This is a genomic window from Rhizobium aureum, assembly GCF_030182495.1.
Classification (GTDB): Bacteria; Pseudomonadota; Alphaproteobacteria; order Rhizobiales; family Rhizobiaceae; genus Rhizobium; species Rhizobium tropici_C.
Genome location: NZ_JAQJCI010000001.1, coordinates 793,285 through 816,439, shown reverse-complemented (window position 1 = coordinate 816,439; position 23,155 = coordinate 793,285). Strand labels below are relative to the sequence as shown.

Annotated in this window: 22 protein-coding genes; 5 read left to right on the top strand and 17 right to left on the bottom strand. The window is 60.2% G+C overall.

The window, feature by feature from the left end; all coding sequences use genetic code 11:
- Positions 1-31: 31 nt before the first annotated feature.
- The gene (locus tag PH552_RS03845) at positions 32-1,069 is read right to left on the bottom strand and encodes an L-idonate 5-dehydrogenase (RefSeq protein ID WP_285165515.1); all 1,038 of its coding nucleotides are present in this window, start codon (positions 1,067-1,069) and stop codon (positions 32-34) included.
- Between the two features lie 97 nt (positions 1,070-1,166).
- Positions 1,167-1,931 carry a GntR family transcriptional regulator gene (locus PH552_RS03840; protein WP_483315473.1) on the bottom strand — a complete coding sequence of 255 codons (765 nt, stop codon included), beginning with the start codon at positions 1,929-1,931 and terminating at the stop codon, positions 1,167-1,169.
- A gap of 74 nt (positions 1,932-2,005) precedes the next feature.
- Between PH552_RS03840 and uxuA the strand changes: the two genes are divergently transcribed.
- Together uxuA and PH552_RS03830 are read left to right on the top strand one after the other, a co-directional pair.
- Entirely contained in the window at positions 2,006-3,223 is a 1,218-nt protein-coding gene (uxuA, locus tag PH552_RS03835) for a mannonate dehydratase (protein WP_285165512.1), read from the top strand.
- Positions 3,220-4,695: a mannitol dehydrogenase family protein gene (locus tag PH552_RS03830; protein ID WP_285165511.1), complete on the top strand. Its 1,476-nt coding sequence runs from the start codon at positions 3,220-3,222 to the stop codon at positions 4,693-4,695. The genes uxuA and PH552_RS03830 overlap by 4 nt, the downstream gene beginning before the upstream one ends.
- 338 nt (positions 4,696-5,033) lie before the next feature.
- Here the strand turns inward: PH552_RS03830 and PH552_RS03825 are convergent, their stop codons facing one another.
- Both PH552_RS03825 and PH552_RS03820 read right to left on the bottom strand, forming a co-directional pair.
- Positions 5,034-5,660 carry a class GN sortase gene (locus PH552_RS03825; RefSeq protein ID WP_169645376.1) on the bottom strand — a complete coding sequence of 209 codons (627 nt, stop codon included), beginning with the start codon at positions 5,658-5,660 and terminating at the stop codon, positions 5,034-5,036.
- Complete coding sequence (locus tag PH552_RS03820; RefSeq protein ID WP_285165510.1) at positions 5,657-7,915, bottom strand: marine proteobacterial sortase target protein; 2,259 nt, start codon at positions 7,913-7,915, stop codon at positions 5,657-5,659. Before PH552_RS03820 ends, PH552_RS03825 begins: the two co-directional genes overlap by 4 nt.
- A 169-nt stretch (positions 7,916-8,084) precedes the next feature.
- Between PH552_RS03820 and PH552_RS03815 the strand changes: the two genes are divergently transcribed.
- On the top strand, positions 8,085-8,846 hold the full coding sequence (locus PH552_RS03815; RefSeq protein WP_285165509.1) for a helix-turn-helix domain-containing protein: 762 nt from the start codon (positions 8,085-8,087) through the stop codon (positions 8,844-8,846).
- 15 nt (positions 8,847-8,861) lie between these two features.
- On the opposite strand, the gene PH552_RS03810 is transcribed toward PH552_RS03815, so the two are convergent.
- From PH552_RS03810 to melA, 13 genes are all read right to left on the bottom strand, one after another.
- A complete protein-coding gene (locus tag PH552_RS03810; protein WP_285165507.1) occupies positions 8,862-9,611 on the bottom strand; it encodes a 2OG-Fe(II) oxygenase in 750 nt (249 codons plus the stop codon).
- A 262-nt stretch (positions 9,612-9,873) separates the two neighbouring features.
- Positions 9,874-10,494 (bottom strand): YdeI/OmpD-associated family protein, encoded by a 621-nt coding sequence (locus PH552_RS03805; RefSeq protein ID WP_285165506.1) that lies wholly within the window; start codon positions 10,492-10,494, stop codon positions 9,874-9,876.
- 119 nt (positions 10,495-10,613) lie between these two features.
- Positions 10,614-11,045 (bottom strand): SRPBCC family protein, encoded by a 432-nt coding sequence (locus PH552_RS03800; protein ID WP_112345724.1) that lies wholly within the window; start codon positions 11,043-11,045, stop codon positions 10,614-10,616.
- Positions 11,042-11,365, bottom strand: coding sequence for an ArsR/SmtB family transcription factor (locus PH552_RS03795; protein ID WP_112345725.1), 324 nt, complete (start codon positions 11,363-11,365; stop codon positions 11,042-11,044). The genes PH552_RS03800 and PH552_RS03795 overlap by 4 nt, the downstream gene beginning before the upstream one ends.
- A 179-nt stretch (positions 11,366-11,544) precedes the next feature.
- The gene (locus PH552_RS03790) at positions 11,545-12,609 is read right to left on the bottom strand and encodes an ABC transporter ATP-binding protein (RefSeq protein ID WP_112345726.1); all 1,065 of its coding nucleotides are present in this window, start codon (positions 12,607-12,609) and stop codon (positions 11,545-11,547) included.
- A 52-nt stretch (positions 12,610-12,661) separates the two neighbouring features.
- Positions 12,662-13,960 (bottom strand): D-tagatose-bisphosphate aldolase, class II, non-catalytic subunit, encoded by a 1,299-nt coding sequence (locus PH552_RS03785; RefSeq protein WP_112345727.1) that lies wholly within the window; start codon positions 13,958-13,960, stop codon positions 12,662-12,664.
- Positions 13,957-14,910: an SIS domain-containing protein gene (locus PH552_RS03780; protein WP_285165505.1), complete on the bottom strand. Its 954-nt coding sequence runs from the start codon at positions 14,908-14,910 to the stop codon at positions 13,957-13,959. The genes PH552_RS03785 and PH552_RS03780 overlap by 4 nt, the downstream gene beginning before the upstream one ends.
- Before the next feature lie 12 nt (positions 14,911-14,922).
- On the bottom strand, positions 14,923-15,780 hold the full coding sequence (locus tag PH552_RS03775) for a carbohydrate ABC transporter permease (protein ID WP_145644960.1): 858 nt from the start codon (positions 15,778-15,780) through the stop codon (positions 14,923-14,925).
- Positions 15,780-16,697, bottom strand: coding sequence for a carbohydrate ABC transporter permease (locus PH552_RS03770; RefSeq protein WP_285165504.1), 918 nt, complete (start codon positions 16,695-16,697; stop codon positions 15,780-15,782). Before PH552_RS03770 ends, PH552_RS03775 begins: the two co-directional genes overlap by 1 nt.
- Positions 16,694-17,950, bottom strand: a complete 1,257-nt coding sequence (locus tag PH552_RS03765) for an ABC transporter substrate-binding protein (RefSeq protein WP_285165502.1) — start codon at positions 17,948-17,950, stop codon at positions 16,694-16,696. Before PH552_RS03765 ends, PH552_RS03770 begins: the two co-directional genes overlap by 4 nt.
- Positions 17,943-18,941, bottom strand: coding sequence for an N-acetylglucosamine kinase (locus PH552_RS03760; RefSeq protein WP_285165501.1), 999 nt, complete (start codon positions 18,939-18,941; stop codon positions 17,943-17,945). Before PH552_RS03760 ends, PH552_RS03765 begins: the two co-directional genes overlap by 8 nt.
- The gene (locus PH552_RS03755) at positions 18,938-19,732 is read right to left on the bottom strand and encodes a DeoR/GlpR family DNA-binding transcription regulator (protein WP_285165500.1); all 795 of its coding nucleotides are present in this window, start codon (positions 19,730-19,732) and stop codon (positions 18,938-18,940) included. The genes PH552_RS03760 and PH552_RS03755 overlap by 4 nt, the downstream gene beginning before the upstream one ends.
- Before the next feature lie 186 nt (positions 19,733-19,918).
- Entirely contained in the window at positions 19,919-21,235 is a 1,317-nt protein-coding gene (gene melA, locus PH552_RS03750) for an alpha-glucosidase/alpha-galactosidase (RefSeq protein ID WP_285165499.1), read from the bottom strand.
- Positions 21,236-21,347: 112 nt separating this feature from the next.
- Between melA and PH552_RS03745 the strand changes: the two genes are divergently transcribed.
- Both PH552_RS03745 and PH552_RS03740 read left to right on the top strand, forming a co-directional pair.
- Positions 21,348-22,220 carry a helix-turn-helix domain-containing protein gene (locus PH552_RS03745; RefSeq protein WP_285165498.1) on the top strand — a complete coding sequence of 291 codons (873 nt, stop codon included), beginning with the start codon at positions 21,348-21,350 and terminating at the stop codon, positions 22,218-22,220.
- A gap of 140 nt (positions 22,221-22,360) precedes the next feature.
- On the top strand, positions 22,361-22,870 hold the full coding sequence (locus PH552_RS03740) for a cytochrome P460 family protein (protein ID WP_112345736.1): 510 nt from the start codon (positions 22,361-22,363) through the stop codon (positions 22,868-22,870).
- Positions 22,871-23,155: the final 285 nt, after the last annotated feature.

Here is a 23,155-nt window from a genome sequence, read left to right as displayed (position 1 = left end):
TCCACATGGTCGATCATTGCGCCTTGATTGCTTATGTCGCGAAGCTGAGCTGCACCTTCATTTGCGTGGTCCGGTCGCGGACGATATCGAACGCCTCGCGGATGTGTTCCATCGGCACCGTCGAGGTGATGATCGGGCGCACATCTATGCGTCGTTCCGCTATCATCCGGGCGGCCAGGGTATATTCGCTATGGAAGCGATGTGTGCCGACCAGGCGGATTTCCTTTCCGACCAGGGCATTGAACGGAATATGCGAGCCGTTGCTGACGCCGACCGCGACGATGGTGCCGCGCGGCTTCACGATGGGAAACAGATTGCCCAGCGCGATGCCGGATCCGGTGCATTCGAAACCGACATCGAAGTATCCCTTGTCTTCGGAATAGCCAGCGAGACGGTCGCCGTCGCCCCCATTGATGGCCAGGGTGGCTCCCATTTTCTTCGCCGCCTTCAACGGGGCTTCCGCCAGATCGACGGCAACGACTTCACGCGCGCCTGCCATGCGTGCAGCACCGATCAGAAGGGCACCGATCGGACCCGCTCCCATGACCACCACGCTCTTGCCCAGCAGGCTGCCGGCATTGTTGATGGCATGAAGGCCGACCGAGAGCGGCTCTGCACAGGCTGCCTCGTCCAATGCTGCCTCGCCGACGGGCTCGCATTGAAAATCCTCGACGACGATGAGATCGCGAAAGCCGCCATCGCAGTGCGGCTTGCGCATCGCGCTTCCGAAGAACTGCATTTCCAGGCAATGCTGCTGCTGTCCGGCCTGACAAAAACGGCAGCGGCCGCAGGGCCGGCTCGGGCAAAGCGCCACCCGATCCCCTGGCTTTACATTTCCAACGCTTGCGCCGACGGCTTCAACGGTGCCGGCGACCTCGTGACCCAGGATGATCGGTTCGGTGACACGGATCGTGCCGATCCCGCCATCCCAGAAATAATGGATATCCGATCCGCAGATCCCTCCGGCACCGACACGCACCAGGACCTGGCTGTCGCCGACAGCACCGACCTTACGCTCCTCGATACGTATGTCGCCTTGAGCGTGAAGCACGCAAGCTCTCGTCTTCATGAGCTCCCTCCTGTGTTTCTGGGACGCTATCTTCCGTCAGGCAGGATGGAGCAGCCAATCAGCCGCCGCTGCCTTGGCTGTGCCGATTGCCAAACGGCTAGGTCGATGGCGTGAAAAAATCGGGATATTGCGCCTCGACCGACGGCAGATCCTCCAGAATGAGCTGCAGGTGCTGCCTCATCTCGCGCTCGGCCTCGTCGGGCGCGGAGCGTTCGATGCTGTCGACGATGGCGGTATGCTGTCGCACGAGCTTTTGTTGCGGGAAGCTTCTCAATGTGAGGTGACGCACGCGGTCCATCTGCAGCTTCACGTCCTCGATGACCTTCCAGCCATAGGATCGGCCCACCGCGTCGGCGAGGGTCCAATGAAACTGCTCGTCCAATTTCATGAAGTCGTCGGGCCTGTCGATCGGAATTGCCGTCTGTTCTTCCAGCTGCAGACGAAGATGTCTGACCAGGCGAGCGTCGCTCTTGGCCGCAAGCTCGCGTACGATATGGGTCTCGATCGCTTCGCGGACGAAACGCGCGTCGATCACCTGAGCGATGCTGATTTTTCGGACAAAGGTACCGCGCTGCGGCCTGACTTCGAGCAGACCATCCTCGGCAAGCTTGATAAAGGCCTCGCGCACCGGCTGGCGGCTCGTGGCAAATCGCCCCGCGATGTCCACTTCCGACATCGCCGTGCCCGGACTGAACTCGCCTCGAACAATCAGCCGGCGGAGGGCTTTATATATTTGCGGTCCCACGGGGACTGTCGGCTCCAGCGACCATGCGGTCGTCCGGGTCTCGTCCGTGCGTTGCGCCGTTGTTCGGGTTGGGTGGTCAATCGTCGCCATGTCGCATTCAATATAGTGGACTACCATACTAGTCAATCACAATCCTGCATGCTAATGCAATCGCACATGCAGATCATGCCGTCTCGAAAGGGAGTAATATCGTGAAGCAGACTTGGCGATGGTTCGGGCCGCGAGATCAGGTTTCGATCGATGATATGCTGCAGGCTGGCGTGCAGGGTGTTGTCAGCGCACTGCATCACGTTCCGACGGGGGCCGTGTGGTCCGCAGCCGAGATTGCGAAGCGTAAGGCCGAAATCGGCCGCATGACGGATGGCAGCCCCTCCGGCCTCGCCTGGGATGTCGTCGAAAGCCTGCCTGTTTCGGAGGATATCAAGAAGCAGAAGGGCGAGTGGCGCGAGCATATCGCAAACTACAAGCTTAGCCTTGGCCATCTTCGCGACGCCGGTATCGAGACGATTTGCTACAATTTCATGCCGGTGCTGGATTGGACGAGAACGCATCTGCGATGGTGCCTTCCCAATGGAGCAACCTGCATGCGGTTCGATCTGGTCGATTTTGCCGCCTTCGATCTGTTTATCCTCGCTCGTGCTGCCGCTGCAGAGGAACTGCCCGACTGGCTCGTGGAGCAGGCGCGCAAGCGGCATGCGGGCATGAGCCAGGAGGAACGGCAGCAGCTGGCAAACAATATTGTCTGCGGCCTGCCTGGTGCTGCCGAAAATTTCACGCTGGCGGATGTGCGCGCCCATCTGGAGGATTATGACGATGTCCCGGCGGACCGGCTGCGGGCTCATCAGATAGATTTTCTTTCCGAAGTGGTTCCCATGGCGGAAAAGCTCGGTATGCGGCTGTGCTGCCATCCGGATGATCCGCCGTTCGCGCTTCTCGGACTGCCACGCATCATGTCGACGGAGGCGGATTATGCGGCGCTGATGAAAGCCGTCGACAGCCCGGCAAACGGCATCACGCTCTGCACGGGATCGCTGGGCGCCCGGCCGGACAATGACCTGCCCGGCATGATGGAACGGCTCGGCGATCGCGTCCATTTCCTGCATCTGCGCAACGTCAAGCGCGAATCCAGCAACGTCTACGGCTCCTTCTACGAGGCCGAGCATCTCGGAGGAGGCACCGACATGGTGGCGATGATTGCCGCCATCCTGCGCGAGGAGCGCCGTCGTGCTGCCATCGGGCGCGCTGACTGGCAAATTCCGATGCGGCCGGATCACGGGCAGGATATCCTCGATGACCTCAAGCGGGAAGGCCAGCCCGGCTATCCCGCCATCGGGCGGCTCAAGGGCCTTGCCGAACTGCGCGGCATCGAGACGGCACTGTCTCACCCCTCGGCAGGGCTGCAGGCATGACCGATCGGAAGCGCCTGTCTTCGCTCGCCGACATAGCCGGCCCGGCATCAAGGCCCGGCTATGAGCCCGGCCGTCACGGCCGCGGCATCGTGCATTTGGGAGTGGGCGCATTCCATCGTGCGCATCAGGCCGATTATACGGACGCAGCCCTTGCCGCTCGCGGCGGCGATTGGCGTATCGTGGGCGTGAGCCTTCGCGGCCATGACGTTGCCGACGCCCTCAATCCGCAAAACGGCCTCTACACGCTGATCGAACGCGATGCTGCCGGAGCACGCGCAAGGGTCATCGGCAGTATCGAGCGCGTCATCGCTGGGAGCCGCGAGCCTGCTGCCGTGATGCAGGCGCTTGTGGATCCGGCGACGCGCATCGTGTCGATGACGGTGACGGAGAAGGCCTACGGCATCGATCGCGCCAGGATGATGGCCGATCTCAACCATTCCGCCGTCGCGGCGGATCTGGCAAAACCCGCGCAGCCGACCGGTGTGCTCGGCGTTCTGACCGAAGCGCTGAAGCGTCGGCGTGCTTCCGGCATTTCGCCTTTTACCGTACTGTGCTGCGATAATCTGCCTGACAATGGAGCTTTCGTTCGGGCGGGGATTATCGATTTTGCTCGCAGATCCGACCCGACGCTTGCCGACTGGATTGCAACCGATGTCGCCTTTCCGTCGAGCATGGTCGACCGCATTACGCCCGCAGCAACCGAGCGGACGCTCGACGACGCCCGGCAGATGACGGGCTGTGTGGACCATGCCGCGATCGAAACAGAGCCTTTTCGGCAATGGGTGATCGAGGATCGCTTTCCAAGCGGGCGTCCGGCCTGGGAGACGGGCGGCGCATTGTTTGTCGATGACGTGCGTCCCTACGAGGCGATGAAGCTGCGCATGCTCAACGGATCGCATTCGATGCTGGCCTATGCGGGATTTCTGACCGGCCGACGCTATGTCCGCGATACGGTCGGCCCGGCCGGCTTTCGACCGTTGATCATGCGGCATCTGAGCGCTGCCGCTTCCACGCTTCGGCCGCTGCCGGGCATAGAGCTCGACGCCTATGCTGCGGATATTCTTGCCCGCTTCTCCAACCCGGCCATTGCCCACGAAACCCGTCAGATCGCGATGGATGGCACCGAGAAGTTGCCGCAGCGCCTGCTGGCACCGGCCGTAGAGCTATTGACCAAAGGCGCGGATACAGAGCCCTTTGCCTTCGCCGTCGCAGCCTGGATGCGCTATTGCCTCGGGCGTCAGGACGACGGCACGGCTTATGCGCTCAACGACCCGCGCGAGGCCGATATCGTCAAGGCCATTTCGGGCGTCCGCTCGCCGTCGGATCTAGCCAGGGCATTGCATGCCCTTCCGGGGTTATTTCCCGAACGCCTTCGCTCCGACCCCAAATGGCTGGATGCCGTGTCGTCCAGGCTTGGCAGAATGATGATGGATGGGATGCAGGCGGCAGTCGCTTCCGAGCTGGCGCATTAGCATACGGCCGATGCCGTCTCTGATGACGCGCAAGTCTTCAAAATATCCCCTGTGGACGAATCACCTGCTTCCCTTGTCGAAGGGCCGATCGGCTCTAGTTTGTGAATCTCTAATGATTTGCTGGGGTTAGTGATTGTGAGTTATGACTGGAGCGGCGTCCGGACACGGCGCATCAAGGCGATCAAAATGGCGGTTTCGGCGGTAATCGCCATGGTAATCCTGGGTGCGCCGGCAATGCTTTGGCTGAACGGTTCGTTCTGAACGATCCGGAACTTTAAGAGTTCAAACAATATTCAACGGGGCGAAGGCCGAATTCCCTGCCTTCGCCCTTATTCTCTTCAAGGTGCGGCTGCGGCACCCTCTTCCAGATCGGCATAGACCAGATAGCGCAGCGGGCCGGATGTTACGGCGTCGAAGGGAAAGCATGTCGCGAGCACGAGATGAACACCATGCGCATCGGGGTCGATCCCGGCCTCATCCCAGCGTGCGACGGCCATATGCGTCACGCGGAAGGTGAAAATCCGGCCATCGCGGCGCGTGATCGTGATCTGGTCATTTTCCTTGATATTTCGCAGGAAGGTGAAGTGCGTGTCGCGATGCGCCGCGTAAACCGCCGTTCCGTTCTCGCCGGCTTCCGGCGTATTGTCGAGATGACCGGGACCAAAGGCCAGCGCCTGGCCGCTTGCGCCATTGAGGGCGATGGCGGAAACGCCAAGACGCGGAACCTCTATGCGCGCCACGGGCCAGGTGTCGGCCCAGCTCCAGGGCTTGACCAGCAAGCCGGACGTCACGCTCTCGGCAAAGGCACGCTCCAGCAGAACCTGAGCCAGGGCTGCCTTCGCATAGATCCATCCGCCCTGGGCAGCGAGGAAGAGGCCTATGGCTATGAAAATGCCGGCGGTCAGGGACAGAAGGGAGCGCGCTGGCGCGCTCCCGATCGACTGGATCCGAGCGGTGGCGATCATGCCTTGCTCCTTCGCGATATGAAGATCAGCAGCGACGTTCCAAACAGCAGGGCAAGCAATCCCTGCAGGAAGAGAAGCGTTGCGGGCGTTGCCGTCTGCGGCAGGGGCGGGCTTGCCGAAGGCGGTGCCGAGATCTCCTGAACATCTGCATCGCCGTTGACACTTTGCGACTTGTGGCTCGTCTGGTGGTGCCTGGTGTCTGCCTTCGCTTCCCGCATCGCATCGACGCCGAGGAGCTTGTCGTAATCCCAGCCGGCCGGCAGCTGCAGCGGGATATCGGCCATTGTCAGAGGTGTGTTTGCCGGGCGCAGACGCTTGCTGTCGACCGCGACGAGGCTCGTGAGGCGTGTCACCAGATGATGCTCCAGCGCCAGCTGCAGGATGCGCTTGTCCGCTTCCGTCTGCGTGATCTTGCCAAGGGTGAGATTGACTTCGACATCGTCGATCTGGCGGCGTGCCCAGATCTTGGAGATGCCTTTGGCGTTGCTTGCCTGATCGAGCGGCAAGGAGATCGTCCACGGGCGGTCACCGATCATGCCGCTGACGGTCAGGCTGCCCGCGGCTTTCCCCATGCGGGCGGCCAGGATCAGCGGTTCGCCATGATAGATGTCGGGCAGGAGGCTGGGCGACAGGTTGACATTCTTCTCCGAAAAGGCAGCCGCGACATTGGTGACTGCCGGGTTTTCCAGCTTGTCGAAGAGGATGCGCATACGCTCATCCACCTCGGCGACCGAACCGATATGGGTGAAGCTGCCGCGGCCGAGCTCGGCGGCACGGCTCATCAGGTAGATGTTCGGCGCGGAGCCGATGCCGACCATGAAGATGCGCGAGCGTCCACGCGATTGGGCGATCGCATCGAGAAGCTGCTGCTCGTTGTTGACCTCACCATCGGTCAGGAAGACGACCTGACGCAATCCCGAAGCCTGATGGCTGTCATCGAGCGCTGCCTGGAGCGGCGGCAGCATTTCAGTACCGCCGGCAGCGTCGAGGCCGGTGACGAAGCGGCGTGCGGAGGCGATATTGTCCGCCGTCGCCATGACCGAATCCGGGAAGAATTTGGTCATCGTGTCATCGAAGCGAATGACGTTGAAGCGGTCGTTCGTTTTGAGCCGGGACAGGGCATAGTCGAGGCTCGCCCTTGCCTGTTCGATCGACGTGCCACCCATGGAGCCGGAATTGTCGATGACGAAGACCACTTCTCGGCCGGCTTTTTGCGACGTTGCCACAGCCGGCGGCGTCACATAGGCAAGCACATAGTCATCCTTGCCAACATGTTCGCGGAAGAGACCGACGCTCGGCACACTGCTTGCGACAGCACTCCATTCGAGTACGAAGTCACGATCGGCCGTCGCATCGCCATCCAGAACGATCCGGCGCGCACCGTCGCTTACCCTATCGATCTCGACTGTGTGATAGAGGCTTTTGACGTCGTCGAGCGGAAAGCCGGCATTGAGATTGACCTTCAGCGTGACAGGATTGGCACGATCGCTCTCCGGCGCCAACAGCGGCGCGGAAACGGGCTTGCTGACGCCATTGCGCGACGAACTCTGCTTGGTCTGTCCCCAGCCGGCCTTCAGGTCTGCCCGCTGCGCGATGGCTTCGGCATTTTGCGGTGTATAGCGAGGAGCAACGACCAGCGGAACCCGCAAGGAGAAGCGGCCATCGGCCAGGTGTACGGCCTGCTGATATTCGATCTGGACGACGATCTTTTCATGCGGACCTATGTTGGCAACCGCATTGGTGAAGACATTCGGCCGTTGCTGCTCGACCAGGGACGCCTTCTTTCCTTCTCTGCGCGCCTTCTCATAGATGGCGCGTGCGGCCTGCTTCTCTTTGATATCGGCGACAATGACCCGGTTGCCGACGATCATCTTCAAGGAATAGACGGCGCTGTCCTCCGGAAGAGGAAATACGTAGAGGGCTTCGACCCATTTGTCGGTCGAATTTTCGAAAGCCTGGGTCAGGACCGCACGTGCCGTCGGTCCGTTGACGTCGATGTCGACATCGGTCGCAAGGCGCGGCGCCTCGATGTATTTGCCATCCTGTGCCGTCTGGAGAAGAAGGCTGCCCGCGCCCATGTCGTTTGGGGTGACGAAGGCCGCCGGCTGCGCCTGCGACTCCAAGGGATGAAGCAGGGCGAGAATGACGGCGAGCACCGGCAGCAGGATGGCATTGCTGAACCATAGGAACAGGCCGGCTCCTGTAAGGACGGCGTGCTGATTTCGATTGCGTGAAAGGCTTGGCGAGGCTGACATGACAGGCTCCTTGTTCGCTGTGGAATGACTGAAGCCATTGTGAACAAAGGCTATTTTCCCGCCAGCGTAAGCTTTGCCCTGTTTCGTCCGCATCTTGCCGCAAACGGTCTTGCCGGTGGCGGTCATGTGTGGAATTGTGAAGAAAATTACGCAATCAGGAAACGAGTGAATGGTCCAGGGCGACCCCTATCTATCCGAACATCAGAACAGCGCCGTGGCGGCGCGGGTTCGCGAAGAGATCGCCCGCCGGCGCATTTCCCGTCAGCGTCTTGCCAACGATGCGCGCATCAGTCTTTCGACCTTGGAGAAGGCTCTTTCCGGCCACCGGCCCTTCACGCTTGCGACCCTTATCCGCCTTGAGCAGGCGATGGGTGTCGTCCTGCGCGATGCGAGCGGAGCACAATCGACTGTCATCAACGACAAGCCGGGCCATGCCCCTGAGGAACTCGGTGCCTATTCCCGCGCTTCGGTCTCATGGCTCGAAGGCACCTACCTGACGCTGCGTCCGTCCTTCGGCGATCCGAATGCGATTTTCGCCTATTGTACCGAGATCGCCTGGGACGGAGAGCGTACCTGTTTGAGCTTCCGGGAACGCGAGCGCAGTGACGCCTCGTTTTCGCAGCATGGCTCGGTCTCCGTTCCGCATCTGTCGGGGCATATCTATCTGGTGACGAATTCGTCCGGGCAGTACCGCATGGCGATATTGTCGCGGCCTAGCATCACGGGCGAGATGTTTGGCCTTCTGACGACCTTGCACGCCGGGCAGGGCTCGCATCTCACGCCCGTCTCGACGCCGCTGGCCCTGCTGCCGATCTCGGCCTTCGCGCAGCCCTCGCTGGGGCGCGTTTCGGCGGGAGACCAAAATCACGAGGCCTATACCGCGATCATGCGCAGGATTACCGGCGAGAGCTACGCCGGTTTCGTGGGCTGAGAATGGTGGCAACCATTATCGGGCATCGTGAAAGATGATGCCGACAGTGTGACGCATGCCAGAGCGAACCCGGCTGACCCCATGCCGGAGATTGACGCGGTAGTTCCCCTTTGTTCCTCGCACCGGGCGGTTATGAACCGCGAAGGCGACGGCATCGCCTTGGCGAAGGGGCACGACCTCCACACGGCTTTGCATGCGCGGCCGATGCTCCGTCAGAACAAACTCGCCCCCGGTAAAGTCTCGGCCCGGCTCGGAAAGCAGGATCGCGACCTGGATCGGACAGGCAAGCTCGCCGTAGAGGTCCTGGTGCAGGCAATTGAAGTCTCCGGGCACATATTGCAGCAATAGCGGCGTCGGGCGTGCCTGGCCGGCCGCATGGCATTGCTTCAGGAAGGACCCGTGCTCATCCGGATAGCGCTCGTCCGTGCCCATGCGCTCGTTCCATTCGTTCGCGATCCCGGCCAGATGAGGATAAAGCGCAGTGCGTAATCCGCTAAGAAGTTCGGGCAACGGATAATTGAAATAGCGGTATTCGCCTTTTCCGAAACCGTGACGCGCCATGATGACATGGCTGCGGAAGTGGCGTTCCTCGGGGTAAAGGCGCGAGATTGCATCGCATTCGCCGGGTGCGAGAAGCTTCGGAAGGATGGCGCAGCCGAAACCGTCGAGTTCTCCAGCAAGGGTCTTCCAATCATAAGCGTCGACCCGCGCTTGGACAGAGCGTTCCATCGGAGATGGAGCAAAAGTGGATAGCAAGGTGTTCATGTCATGTCCTCGGTTTGGGTGGGCTACCGCGAGCGTTGGAAGCGCCCGGTCGCCGCGAGAACCTGAAGCCTAGCGTCCGAACTGGAACCGTGGCCACCCGATTTCCGATGAGCCGTTTATGCGAAGGGAACTCAATCTCCGCCGTTACCGATCCGCCGGCCTGTCGCTCCGTCGATAAGGTGAAGCTTGCCAAGGTCGGGCTTCGGGGAAATGACGTCGAAGCCCACGACGAAGAGGTTGGCCGGTCGGTCGAGGGGATCGGCTACCGCTCCAATGCACCCTTTCCGGCGAGAATATGATCGCGGAACTTTACTATGCGCGCGGCCCGCGTTTCGGACTTCTTCACGGCGCCGAGGTTGATCACATAGCTTTTCTTTCGCCCTGGTGTCAGATCGTGAAAAGCCTCCGCCAGCTCGGGATCGGAATCCAGCGCCTCGATCAGCTCGTCTGGCAATTCGATTTCGGCCACCTCTTTCGCAGGCCTGATGCCCGCTTCCGCATATCCCATTGCCTCCTTCAGATAGGCGCGGATGATGGGTTCCAGTTTTGCCACGGCGGCATTGTTCACGAAGCGGATCATATCGGGATGCCGGGTATTCTGCCCTTGTTTTTCGAGCACGCCCTCGGGGTCCTTCATCAGTGCCGCGTTGAAGAAAGTGAGGCGAAAATCGCCGCGAAATGCGCCGATGATGACGATATTGCGGCCCTGATGCATGTAGCATGGATGCGCCCATTTCACCGTCTCGATGAGCCCCGCTTCCAGACAGATTCGACGCAGGTCGTTCAGACCACCAATCCATTGTCTGGTCGAACAGTCCGGCGTCGCAAAGCGTTCGCAGCGTCCGCATCCCTTGCTGAAGAAATCCTCGATATCGGTAATCATTTCCTCATCCACTTCCAAATTTTGCTGCTCGACGCGTCGAAACAGGATAATGGGCCTGACGAAAGCAAGCGGCAGGACGGTGCAAGCATGATTACTTCCCCGGCTTGCCGACGATGGCCTCAACTTACGCTCGTCAGCACCTGTTCAAGCCTTCCAAGAAACCGCCGCCATCCAGCTTTGGCGCCTCCGGAGGCCTGTTTCTGATCCGGCCGGAAGCCACGCTGCTCCACGCGCAGATGGGTTCCGTTCTCCGTCGGTGCCAGCGTGAAGGTCACGACACTCTTCAGATCGAAAGCCGGGTCATCATGTGTGAAATTCCATGTGTAGGACAGTCTGCTGTTCGGCTCGATGACGAGCACCTCACAATCCAAGACACCGCCCCAGTCGCTGCGAAGAGTAAACCTGTGGCCCAAGGCGGGAACGAAGTCGTTCTTCATCAGCCATTCCGCCATCAGATGCGGCTGAGTTAGGGCGCGCCAGACCCGTTCGGGCGGATGAGCGATGTCTCGCTCGACGACGACGGCGCGCACCTCGGGCGATGCTTCTTTCATTGATCCATCCTGCCGAGCAGATCTTCGAGATCGTCGAGCTTGTCCTCCCAAAAGCCAGCCATTTGGCTTGCCCAATCAACCAGCGGCTTAAGAGCGTTTCGCCGTACGCTATAATGGGTCTGGCGTCCTTCATGCCGGTCACCCACCAGCCCCGCCTGTTTCAGGACGGCAAGATGCTTCGAAACACCTGGTTGGGATACCCCGGCATAAGCGGTGAGCGCAGCAACGGTCTGATCGCCATTGTGGCACAATCGCTCGAAAATCGCCCGCCGCGTCGGATCGGCGAGAGCCCTGAAAATTGGATCGTGACCGTTGGCCATGGCAATTCATAACTCTCCAGCTATTGGTTGGATGAATAGCTGAAGAGTTATGAATAAGTCAAGTATGCATATGGCCTTTCATCAGAAGCTTCAGAACACGCACCATCGTGGCATTTTCCATTGATCGTCTTTTTCAGGCGGTCACGAGTTGCGATGAGCTTCGATCGGGAGAGGTTGGCTCATTCAAGCCGACGGCCGGTCGCTCCATCGAAAAGATGCAACCTTCCAAGATCGGGCATTAACGAGAGACGCTCTCCAACCCGCGTACTTACCCGCTCGCGTAACGCCGTCACGAGATCGTCCGATCCCATGCGGGAGACGATCAGCGTCTCTGCTCCCGTGGGCTCAACCACGACGACGTCGGTATCGATGCCGGCTTCGCTGATCGAGATGTTCTCCGGCCGAATACCATAGATGATCTCGGCTCCTCGCGTGACATCGAGCCCTTGCGGCAACGGCAGGCGTCCGCCGCCATCAGCGACGAATTCCAGCGGGCCGGCGCTGCTGATCTTGCCGCGAATGAGATTCATCCCCGGAGAACCGATGAAGCCGGCAACGAAGAGGTTGGCGGGTCGGTCGTATAGCTCCAGAGGCGAACCGATCTGCTCGACATAACCGTCGCGCATGACGACGATGCGGTCCGCCATCGTCATGGCTTCGATCTGATCATGGGTGACGTAGATCGTGGTCGTGCGTAAACGTTGGTGCAACTGCTTGATTTCCGAGCGCATCTGCACGCGCAGCTTGGCGTCCAGATTGGACAACGGTTCGTCAAAGAGAAATACCTGTGGCTGACGCACGATCGCGCGGCCCATGGCAACGCGTTGGCGCTGGCCGCCGGACAGATTGCGCGGATGGCGGTCGAGCAGGTTTTCCAGGCCGAGGATCTGCGCCGCATCGCGTACGCGCTGCCGGATCTCTTCCTTCGGCGCCTTGGCCAGCCGGAGCGAAAAACCCATATTCGCCTCGACGGTCATATGCGGATAGAGAGCGTAGGATTGGAACACCATGGCGATGTCACGTCTTTTGGGTTCGACATCGTTGACCACCTTGCCGCCGATGGCGACATTGCCGCCGCTGATCTCCTCAAGTCCGGCGATCATGCGAAGCAGGGTCGATTTTCCGCAGCCCGAAGGCCCGACGAGAATGACGAACTCGCCGTCTTCGATATCGATATCCACACCATGCAGAACTTCGAAGTGACCGTAGCTCTTGCGGACATTCGCCACGCTGACCGATGCCATATTGATCTCCAATTAGAAAAACGTGTTGTTTGATCGCCCGCGCCCTGCCGACCTATGCGATCGTTGCGGCGGAATAGGGTGCGAGGGCGGCATCGATCGACGCAATGCAGAGATCCCGCGCGCGAGGTGGAACCTTCTTTTCAACCACCGCCGGATAGATCCGGGGGAGGTATTGGCTGATCAGCGTTTCGGGAATATCACCGTCGAAGCGCGCAAGCAGCGTCTCGACAGCTGCTGCTGCCCGCTCGTCCGGCCAATAGTAACGGATGCGGTCGCTATAGCTGAAGTGGCGCTGCAAGCGCTGTTCCTCGACCAAGCCGCCATAATGGGAATTCCAGTGACCCGGACTTTCGAGCATGACGGTCTCCATGGTGGCATAAAGCGCGCCGGGTAAGGTCTCACCGGCGAGAATAGACGCGATGGCATCGAGGCCGTAGAGCGCTTCGCGCAAGGCGAAAGTCAGACCCGGGCCAACCTTGAGGACCGCAAATCCGTCGTTCACGAGGGCGGCAAGCGCCTCCGCAGGCTGGTAGTCCGTGGAGTGAGCCTCGAAAAGTAGGCCAGGCATCTGCTCCAGCGCGCCGGTCAGAAATGACGCCCGATCCGGCCTGTAGATGGCGACATTGGCATTGCCGAACTCGACGCCGGGCTGGACGACAATCGCGATCACTCGCTCCAGGGCTTTCTCGACGCCTGCCTTGGCGAAAGCTTCGCGATGCACTGCCAACGTGTTTATCGCCGCCTCGGGTCGCGTCACCTCAAGCTCGTCGAGGGCATGGGTGGCACCACCCGGCGGCGGGACCTCGGTGCCAATAATGTAGATTGGCGAGCGGCGGCCGGAGCGACGAGCGGTCTCTTCCGCCACGCGCGCCAACCTTGCTGCGCGCTCCGCCGTCAGCTCGTCGGCCAAGGCCACCGGCTCGCCCGCGCAGCCCATCGATGTATCGAGATGGATCTTTTCGAAACCCGCCTCGATGTAGGCCATTATCATCGCCTCGGCCTTCACCATTGCCTGTTCCGCGGGCAGCTTCTTCCATGGGTTCGGCCCGAGATGGTCGCCGCCGAGGATGAGGCGATCGATCGGAAAGCCGACCGTGGAGGCGGTGTCTTCCACGAAACGCCGGAAGTCGCGCGGCGTCATGCCGGTATAGCCGCCCTCCTGATTGATCTGGTTGCAGGTCGCTTCGATGAGCGCGGCCGCATCCTCGGAAGTTGCGCGCCTCAGTGCCGCCTCGATGACAAGCGGATGTGCGGAGCAAACGGAGGCGATGCCGCGCGGCAATGTCTTGACGCGATCGCCGAGAAGTTTTTTCAGCGCCACACGGCGATTATGTTCGAGGGACGCGTTCATCCGAGCATCACGACCTTGGTCAAGTGGCGGGGCGATACCGTATCGACACCCTTCGACTGCGCTGCCCGTTCGCCGAGGATCTGCAGAGCCGGCAGCACGCAGAGGCCTGTAAGTGCCGGATCGCAATCGACAGTCAACTCCAGATCGCCTGGGCCGCCAAAACCGATGACGGTGGCGCCCTTTTGCCGCAGCTCCTCGACCAGCAACGTTTCCGCGGTCTTCTGGTCGGCGCTGTAGAGCATGACAACAGCGGTCTTTTCATCGACGAGGCTGATCGGTCCATGGCGGTATTCCAGGGGATGGAAGCCCTGAGTGATGATCTGGCTCATCTCCATCAGCTTCAAGGCGCCTTCCAGAGCGATGCCGTAGAGCGATCCGCTACCGAGGAAAACGAAATGCGACCGCCCCTCGATTATACCGGGGAAGGCCTTATCGAGCCGATCAGCCAGGACGCGCGCCGATTGGACGATGGACAGCGGAATCTCCATGCCGACCATCTGCATCCCCAGAAGCAGCATCAGGCTCGCCGAGACCGTCATGACGATGCCTTCGTCGCCATGGGTCGTCGCTTCGATCAGCCGGTCGCAGTTCTTGGCAAGCGAGCTTTCGGGCTCGACCGTGATGGCAGTGACGAAAACGCCGGCTTTGCGGCTTGCCTTGGCGGCGGCAACGGTTTCCGTTGTTTCGCCGCTGCGGGAAAGGGCCACCAGATGGACCTTCTGCCAGCGCGGCCAGAAGGCGGCCGGCCGGTTCAGCCATTCCGCACCCGGTACGGCAATCGCCGGATAGCCGGCAAGATTGGCGTGAGCCGCAAGCGACAAAGCGAGATTGTAGGATGTGCCGCAGCCCAGAAAAACCGTCAGTTCGGCATCATGCGGGGCGGAGACCGGTCCAATCGCCTTTTCCCAATAAGGGAATTGCTCGAAGATAACCTTTTCCGTCGTATTCATATCAGCTCCGATTTACTTGACCGATCCGGCCAGCAGACCGCTGACGAGGTATCGATTGAGAAAGATGACGACCAGGGCGGGGATGATGATGGCAATCGATCCGCTTGCCGTGATCAGCCCATAGTCAATGAAGTTCTTGGTGACGAATTCCGGGATCAGCACCGTCAGGGGCTTCGTCGCCTGCGGCGAGAAGATGAGCGGGACAAGATACTGCCCCCATGCGCCAAGAAAGGTCAGGATGGCTGCTGCCGTCAGGCCGGGACCGGCAAGCGGCAGGACGATGTTGAAGAAGATGTAGAGCCTGCCGGCGCCATCGAGCTGTGCCGCCTCTTCAAGCGCGATCGGCAATGCCTCGAAGACGCTGCGCAACAGCCAAAGGGATAGAGGCAGGTAGGCAGACACATAGATCAGCGCCACGCCCACATAGGTATCGACCAGATGCAGGCTGATCATGATCCGATAAAGCGGAATGAGCACGGCATAACCGGGGATTGCGAGCGTCGCGACGACGGCGGCAAACAGAAAGCCCCGGCCTGGAAACTGGATCCGCGTGAAGGCGTAGGCACCGAGTGCCGATATCGCCACGCAAAGAAGCGTTGCAGCCACCGAGGTGACGATGCTGTTAATCAGTGCGGCGCGAAACTGCGACCAGACCTGAACACCGCCAATTCGAGCGATATCGATACCGAACAAGCGCGAGAAATGATCCAGCGTGAAATGCTGCGGAAAGAAATGGATGGGTCTAGCTGAGAAGTCCTCGGTCGGCGTGACGGAGCTTGCGAGCGTCCAGTAGATCGGCCCGAGCGACCAGATCAGAAGAACCGCGACACCGGCCCAGATCAGCAAACGATAGGAAAGGCTCTGTTTCATTAGTCAAACCGGGTGTTGCGATAGACGCGCAGGACATAGACGAGCGAGACCAGCAGCGAGACCAGCGTGATCACGAGAGACAAGGCCATGCCGTAGGAGAAGCGCAGGTTCTGGAAGGTCTCGAGATAGATCTGGACGAGAACCGGTCGCGTCTCGAGGCTCGAGCCCGCCAAGACCCAGGCTTCGTCGAAGAGGTTGAATGCATTGACGGTCGCGTTGGTCATGGCAACGGCAATGGCGCTGCGCACCAGCGGAAGCGTGACGAGGGCGAACATCTGTGTGCGCGTCGCACCATCGATGCGCGCGGCCTCATAGAGATGAGCGGGAATGCTCTGCATGGCGGCCAGCACGATGACGACGGTCAGGGGCATCATGCGCCAGACGTGGACCACCGTGACTGCAATGATGGCGCTGGTGCGATCGTTGAACCAGACGTGGTTTTCGAATGGCAAGCCGACCGCCGAGAGAATGCCGTTCAGCAATCCCGCACCGGGTTGGTAGATCCAGAGCCAGATCACCGCATTGACGACACCGGGCAGCGCCCAGGGCAGGACGACAGCTGCGAGCAGCCATTGCCGGCCGACCTTGACCTGATTGATAAGAGCGGCGGCAAGCACGCCGAACACGATCTCGGCCACGACTGCGAGCACAACGTAGAGAAACGTATTGATCCAGGTCGTGCCCAGTTGCCCGTCGGAGAGCATGCGCGTGTAGTTTTCCAGCCCGACAAAGGGCGTTCCCGCCTGCATCGGATTGACCCTGTGCAGGCTGTCCCACACCGTTCTTCCGATCGGGTAGAAGACAAGGGCCGTCATCGTGATCAGGATCGGCGAGACAAGCAGGATACCCAGCATGGTGTCGGCCTTGACGCCGGCACCACGCTTGCTCCTGCCACCGGCAGAGATTGCGATTGTCATTGCGCCGATGCCTGCTTTGCCGCTTCGGCGATGTTCTGCATGGCCTGATCGACGGTGACCTGGCCTTTTGCGGCGCTATTGATCGCCGTATTTACCGCACTCGAGAATTCCGGATACCAGGGGGGCGTGCCCTGTCGGAACAGCGGCTCGACGGTCTTCGATTGCGCAACGAGTGTATCGCCGCTCAACAACTGGCCGGCGGCGTTGAGCTCGGACAATGCCGAAGTGCGGGTCGGCAATGCACCATTGGCCGCGTTCTTCTTCTGGAACTCCTTGCTGGTGAACCATTTGACGAAGGCGATGGCGGCTTCCCTGTTCTGCGAAACGCGGGGGATGGCGAGCGCTTCGGGAAGGCCGAAGCTGCGGGTCTCGCCGCTTGCCGTCGGCACCAGGATCGCCTCGATCTGACCGGCCACTTTCGACTGCTTGGGATCGTTCATCTGGCCGATCCTGCCCGGCTCACCCGAGATCATGATGCTGGTGACGCCCTGGGCAAACATGCTCTCATTGATCTGGCTGTCCTTGAGGCCGGTGGAGGCGGGATCGACGAGACCTTCCTTCAACAGCATCAGCTCGAAGGCCAGCGCCTTGTAGCCGGCGGAATCCTTCGAGACGAAAAGCGGCTTGAAATCCTTGTCGAACAGTTCGCCGCCGAAGGCTTTGGTTAGCAGGTACCAGCTCGTCGACGCACCTTCGGTCGCCGAAAGCGGCAGGCCGATCGGATAGGTCGCGATCTTCTTTTCCTTGATCTGCTTGGCAGCGGTGACAAGCTCGTCGAGTGTCTTCGGCATTGTCGTGATGCCCGCATCGGCGAAATGCTTCTTGTTGATCAGCATGACGCGGAAGTCGTTGGTATAGGGCACGCCGAGCAGATTGCCGTTGACCGTGAAGATCTTGGAGACACCGATATCCTTGACCGTGTCGGTGTCGATCACGTCGTTGAGCGGCAGATACCAGTCTGCGGCGCTGAACTGGCCGGTCCACGACCAATCGAATTCGGTGACATCGGCCGGCGCTGTTCCCGCGATCAGCGATGTGACGAGCTTGGGGCGGATATCGTCCCAAGATAAGGTTTGCATGTTGACGTGGATGCCGGTTTCGGCTTCGAAGTCGCCGGCGATATTCGGCGCTTGCGGCGAAGGCATCAGCACCGTGATCGATTGGCCGGCAAGCGGCTTCGCATCCTGAGCGAGAGCCGGAACGGCGGCAACGAGCGCCGCCAAGGCGACGAATGGCAAAGTTAATTTACGCATGTTCCCTTCTTTCCTTGTTATTGAGGTCTGCTTCACCTGAATGCACCGCTGCGGTCTTTGCCGTTGCGGCGATTTGCGTGATCCAGCCGTCATTCACCGGCCAATCGAGAAGACGGGCGGCCGCCAGAAGAGCGCCGCCGATGGGAGGAAGTTTGGGGCTCACAGCCGGACGGCCGATGCGCCGCTCCAGTGCGGCAAGCAGGGCGCGGCTTGCAAATGTTCCGCCGGCATAGGTCCAGTCTGCCGCCGGATCGCAATGCGGCGCTATGGCTTCGGCATGCTTTGCAAGCTCGGACGCCGCCTCGCCGATCAGCTGCTTTGCCGCTCGGTCGCCGGCACGTGCGACGCGATCGACGAGAACCGAAAGGGCAGCGATATCAGCACGAGGGTTTTTGAGTTCACTTACCCAGCCTCCCAGAGCGTTGACCGGGTCGATACTGTCGAGGTTCAGGAATTCGAACATGGCCTTGGCCAGCGCGGTCGGGCCTGCACGCCCGTCGAGACTCTGGCTGACGAGACTGAGTGCTGTCCGCCCGATCCAATAGCTGCTGCCTTCGTCGCCGATGACATCGCCCCAGCCGCCGACGCGTGCAGAAACCCCAGCGCTGTTGCGCGCCCAGGCCATCGAACCTGTGCCGGATAGGATCAGAATACCTGGCTCTCCGGCAAAGGCGCCAAGATGCGCTGCGTCGACATCGTTGAGAATATGCCGCTTCGCCTTGGGAAAGCTGGCCTCGATCGCCTCGCGCTGCTGTTCCGACAGGCGGGCTACTTCGCCATAGGCCGGCAATGCGGCGGCGACAGCCGCCGGCTGGTCCCGCTCCAGGAAGGGGCACAGCGCAAGATCCAGTTCGCGCCGCCAGTTCGGATTGTCCATTGGATTGACGCCGCCGCTGCGCGACATCTGGAGTATGTTGCCGGCTCGATCAGCGAGCGCGACCAGCACCTTGCTGCCGCCGCCATCGATACCGAGGACTAGGTCGTCGCTCATTCCGGCGCTCCGAGGTCCGCGATCGTCGTCTCGACACCGAGATTGACGAGTTCGCTGCGCCAATGCGCGGAAAGGCCCGCATCGGTTATCACCTTGGCGGCACTCAGGGGAGCGACCTTATAGGTTGCCATCGTGCCGAACTTCGAGGAATCGGCGAGCACGAAACGATGCGCTGAACGGCTGAGCATGCATTTGTTGAGGCTCGCTTCGGCGCTGTCGACACTATAGATCGCGCCATCCGGGCTGATGGCGCTTGCACCGAGGAAGAGCTGATCGAACCAGATGCTCTCGAGCATCGCTTCGGCCTGCGGCCCGACAAGCGAAGCATTTTCGCTGCGAAGCTGCCCACCGAGCAAGACGACTTCCAGATTGGGGATATTGAGAAATTCTTGCGCCACCGTCAGGCCATTGGTGAAGATGCGAAGCGGCATCGGGTTCAGGCGGATGAGCCGTGCCAGTTGCAGAACCGTCGTGCCAGCATCCAGAAAAATGGCCGTGCGCGGCGTTAGCAGATTGTAGGCAGCCGTTGCGATCGCGCGCTTGGCCGACAGATGGCGCTTGGCCCGCTCCTGAAAGGCAAGCTCCACCGACGATCCCTCGGCGATGCGAGCGCCGCCATGCACGCGGTCGATCGCGCCTTCTCGTTCGAGAACCTGTAGGTCCCTGCGCACTGTTGCCAAGGAAGCACCGATGGCATCCGCGAGCGCCTGAATGGTCGAAAATCCATTCGCATACAGATGGCTGCGAATAGCGTCGAGGCGATCCACTTTCACTCCCCCGGCTTGGCTCAACGAAAACTCCTGTCCCACGAAGGCTTCTATTTCGCTCAAGTTTCCATTCAGTAAGATCAATGTCAATCATGATTCTGATCTTTTTTGATCTAATTTCTGATCGGCGGAAACCACAAAATGTGAGCGCGCGGCATCCTCTTGCGAAGAAGCCGCGCGCTCACATGATGTCTGGGACGTCCAAATGGGCTAATGATAACCGGGCAAGAGATTGCCGTGCTGCTCGATCATGTCGTCAACAAGCGTCCATATTTGATCAGGCGACAGCTCCGCCGAGGTATGCGGATCAAGCAGAGCCGCCTGATAGATGCGATCCCGTTTCTTCGTCAGCGCCGCCTCGACCGTCAGTCCTTGCACGGAAATACTCAAGTTCATTACGGCGGCGAGTTGGGAGGGTATGCGTCCGATGCGGATCGGCTGAATGCCGTTGTGATCGACATGACATGGAACTTCGACGATGCATTCGTTCGCCAGATTCTGGATCAAGCCGTCGTTCGGAACATTTCCATAGATCAGCGCGGGCTGGCCGGTGACCGCAGCATGAATGATGCCGGCCGCATATTCGTTGCTCCGGCAAACATCTATCGGCTTGCCGCCTTCAAGATCGCGGCGCAACTCGTGCCACTCGGCAATCTGCACCTCGCAACGGCGGATATATTCATCCAGGGGAATGTTGAGCCGCTCGATCAGATCGCTACGGCCTTCCTTGATGTACCAGGATGTATATTCCGAAAAATGCTCGCTCGATTCCGTCACGAAATGGCCGAGCCGCTTGAGAACATCAAAACGGACCCGATCATCCGAAGGGACGCGTCCTTCCTCGGCCAGGGTGCGCAGGCGCGGATAGAGGTCCTCGCGGCTGCCATCGGCACGCAGCTTTTCATATTTGAGAAAGAAGGCGATATGGTTGATGCCGGCCGAGAGATAATTGATGTCGGCGACATCCTCGCCAAGGCAATCGGCAAGATGGGCGGCTGTGTGCTGTACGCTGTGGCAGAGACCAACGGTCCGGATGCTCGGAGCAATCTCCTTGATCGCCCAGCAATTGATCGCCATCGGGTTGACGTATTGCATGAGCAAGGCATTCGGGCACACTTCTTCCATGTCGCGGCAGATCGCTTCGAGAACGGGAATGGTGCGAAGCCCTCGGAAGATGCCGCCAATCCCAAGCGTATCGGCAATGGTCTGCCGGAGCCCGTACCGTTTCGGGATTTCGAAATCGGTCACCGTGGCCGGCTTATAGCCGCCGACCTGCATCATCAGAATGACAAAATCCGAACCTCGCAGCGCCTGCCTGCGGTCTAGCGTCGCCTCGACGTGCACCTTGTCGAGATGAAGCGCCTCGCATATGCGCCGTGCAACGATTTCGGATGTTTTCAAACGTTCCGGATCGATGTCGAAGAGGCTTATGACATAATCGCCACCGCTTTGGCTGGAGAGGACGTCGCCCAGGATGTTCTGGGCAAAGACGGTGCTGCCAGCACCGATCAGGCAGATCTTTGGCATGGAAAAGCCTCCACAAGAGATGTCTGTGAAGCTGAATGCATCTTTCAAAATCGGATTTCTTCCCGATAATAGGGAGATTATTCCCGGATTCGCGCCGCGGTGCCGAGTAGTCATGCCAAAACTTCACATATCCGCCGAGGAGGGTGCTCTTCTCGCATCCCAGGGCGATTTCATGATCGAGCGTCACATCGCCGGCGCCATGAACGCAGCGCATTGGCACGATCATGTCGAGCTGAACTATCTGTTCGATGGTCAGATGACCTACATCTTCAATGGGAGGCAGGAACAGGTCGAGGCGGGGCGGCTGGTGCTCTTTTGGGCGGCCATTCCCCATAGAACGGTCGCGGTTACGCTGAATGCGCCGCTCGTTTGCATCTATCTTCCGCTCGTTGATTTCCTCGGTCTGCCGATCGATCGCGGCGTTCGCCAGTCGATCATGCAAGGACGTTTTTTCGCGGATGCGCGCGCTTATGCAGCCGACGCGGTCCTTTTGCCTCAGTGGGTGCAAGACTGGCAATTTGGCGATGCGGCCAAGCGCCAGCTGATTGTGGATGAGGTCAAACTCAGAATACGGCGCTTCGTTCTCGATGCTCCCATCGACGATCATTCTGTCGCCCGCCAATCCTCGGCATTGGGCGGCGGCGCCGCCATAGGTCGAGCCGAGACGCTGACCGACCTCATTCACGCCCGTTATTCCGAGCCGGTCAGCCTGCCGATACTGGCTGGGCTTGCCGGCATGCATCCGAGCACCGCCAACAAGATCTTCCGCAGCATCCTTGGCATTCCCGTCAACGAATATCTCACGCGCTATCGTCTGGCGCGGGCGATGCAGCAGCTTGCGGAAACGAAGGTGCCCATTCTCCAGATCGCCTATGACTGCGGTTTCGGTTCCAGCAGCCGGTTCTACGATATCTTCAAGCGTCGAACGGGAACGACGCCAAGGCTGTTCCGTTCATCCCTCGCGCGCGACGGGAAGGCGGACTGATGTTCGATTCCCCAACAGATAACGGCCCGCCGCCGCTTGTCGAGGCTACATTGCGATACAATCGGGCTGCTTCCTGAAATCTGGCAGATACAATTCGGCGCGATCCTCCCGTCAAATCATCGGTCGGGCAGGAGTCCAAAATGAAACTCGCATTCCTTGGCGCATTTGTCGTCTCAAGCCTTGCTGTCGGCGTTGCAGCTTCGCAGTCCGCCGACCCCGCGACGCCCTCCGAAAACGCCTCGCCGATTTATGGCGTAAACATCCCGGAAGGTTATAGAGACTGGAAATTCATTGCGCCGGCGCAGGAGGCCCCACCGCTCGACGAGCTTCGCGCGGTGCTCGGCAACGATATTGCCGTCGACGCCTATAAGAAGGGTACCCTGCCTTTTCCCGATGGTTCGATCCTTGTCAAGCTGGCCTACAAGCGCAAGCAATCGACGGAGTTTGCGCCGGCAACGGTGCCGGGAGCGCCGACAACGGTGCAGGTCATGGTGAAGGATTCGAAGAAATATCCCGATAGCCACGGTTGGGGCTTCGGGCGGTTCATCGATGGCAAGCCGGTGGATATTGCGCAGCACGAGACCTGTCTCAGCTGCCATGTCGGCAATGTGAAGGATCACGACTACGTCTTCACGCGCTATGCACCATAAGGTGCGGCGATATTGCGCAATTGGAAATCGCCGGCCCGATTTCTTTAAATCAGGCCGGCCGGCTATCCACGGTCTCCTCCTCCCGCCGGGATAGCCGCTCCTATCGCTCCTGGCGCTCAGCCATGAGGCCATTCCGCTATTGCGGAAGGAGGTCCTGACAAGCCCAGGCAAGTCGATGATCTTGCGGACTTTGGCATTCCCGCCGCTGCGTCTTGTACCCCAGACCGAACCCAATATTTGCCATCAGAGGCTACGTATGGCGCGGCGCGCTTGCCCATGCGGCTG

What these genes read in the sequence shown, in the direction of transcription:
- PH552_RS03845 (WP_285165515.1), bottom strand. Translation starts at nt 1,069, where the DNA reads ATGAAGACGAGAGCTTGCGTGCTTCACGCTCAAGGCGACATACGTATC.
- PH552_RS03840 (WP_483315473.1), bottom strand. Translation starts at nt 1,931, where the DNA reads ATGGTAGTCCACTATATTGAATGCGACATGGCGACGATTGACCACCCA.
- PH552_RS03830 (WP_285165511.1), top strand. Translation starts at nt 3,220, where the DNA reads ATGACCGATCGGAAGCGCCTGTCTTCGCTCGCCGACATAGCCGGCCCG.
- PH552_RS03825 (WP_169645376.1), bottom strand. Translation starts at nt 5,660, where the DNA reads ATGATCGCCACCGCTCGGATCCAGTCGATCGGGAGCGCGCCAGCGCGC.
- PH552_RS03820 (WP_285165510.1), bottom strand. Translation starts at nt 7,915, where the DNA reads ATGTCAGCCTCGCCAAGCCTTTCACGCAATCGAAATCAGCACGCCGTC.
- PH552_RS03815 (WP_285165509.1), top strand. Translation starts at nt 8,085, where the DNA reads ATGGTCCAGGGCGACCCCTATCTATCCGAACATCAGAACAGCGCCGTG.
- PH552_RS03810 (WP_285165507.1), bottom strand. Translation starts at nt 9,611, where the DNA reads ATGAACACCTTGCTATCCACTTTTGCTCCATCTCCGATGGAACGCTCT.
- PH552_RS03805 (WP_285165506.1), bottom strand. Translation starts at nt 10,494, where the DNA reads ATGATTACCGATATCGAGGATTTCTTCAGCAAGGGATGCGGACGCTGC.
- PH552_RS03800 (WP_112345724.1), bottom strand. Translation starts at nt 11,045, where the DNA reads ATGAAAGAAGCATCGCCCGAGGTGCGCGCCGTCGTCGTCGAGCGAGAC.
- PH552_RS03795 (WP_112345725.1), bottom strand. Translation starts at nt 11,365, where the DNA reads ATGGCCAACGGTCACGATCCAATTTTCAGGGCTCTCGCCGATCCGACG.
- PH552_RS03790 (WP_112345726.1), bottom strand. Translation starts at nt 12,609, where the DNA reads ATGGCATCGGTCAGCGTGGCGAATGTCCGCAAGAGCTACGGTCACTTC.
- PH552_RS03785 (WP_112345727.1), bottom strand. Translation starts at nt 13,960, where the DNA reads ATGAACGCGTCCCTCGAACATAATCGCCGTGTGGCGCTGAAAAAACTT.
- PH552_RS03780 (WP_285165505.1), bottom strand. Translation starts at nt 14,910, where the DNA reads ATGAATACGACGGAAAAGGTTATCTTCGAGCAATTCCCTTATTGGGAA.
- PH552_RS03775 (WP_145644960.1), bottom strand. Translation starts at nt 15,780, where the DNA reads ATGAAACAGAGCCTTTCCTATCGTTTGCTGATCTGGGCCGGTGTCGCG.
- PH552_RS03770 (WP_285165504.1), bottom strand. Translation starts at nt 16,697, where the DNA reads ATGACAATCGCAATCTCTGCCGGTGGCAGGAGCAAGCGTGGTGCCGGC.
- PH552_RS03765 (WP_285165502.1), bottom strand. Translation starts at nt 17,950, where the DNA reads ATGCGTAAATTAACTTTGCCATTCGTCGCCTTGGCGGCGCTCGTTGCC.
- PH552_RS03760 (WP_285165501.1), bottom strand. Translation starts at nt 18,941, where the DNA reads ATGAGCGACGACCTAGTCCTCGGTATCGATGGCGGCGGCAGCAAGGTG.
- melA (WP_285165499.1), bottom strand. Translation starts at nt 21,235, where the DNA reads ATGCCAAAGATCTGCCTGATCGGTGCTGGCAGCACCGTCTTTGCCCAG.
- PH552_RS03745 (WP_285165498.1), top strand. Translation starts at nt 21,348, where the DNA reads ATGCCAAAACTTCACATATCCGCCGAGGAGGGTGCTCTTCTCGCATCC.
- PH552_RS03740 (WP_112345736.1), top strand. Translation starts at nt 22,361, where the DNA reads ATGAAACTCGCATTCCTTGGCGCATTTGTCGTCTCAAGCCTTGCTGTC.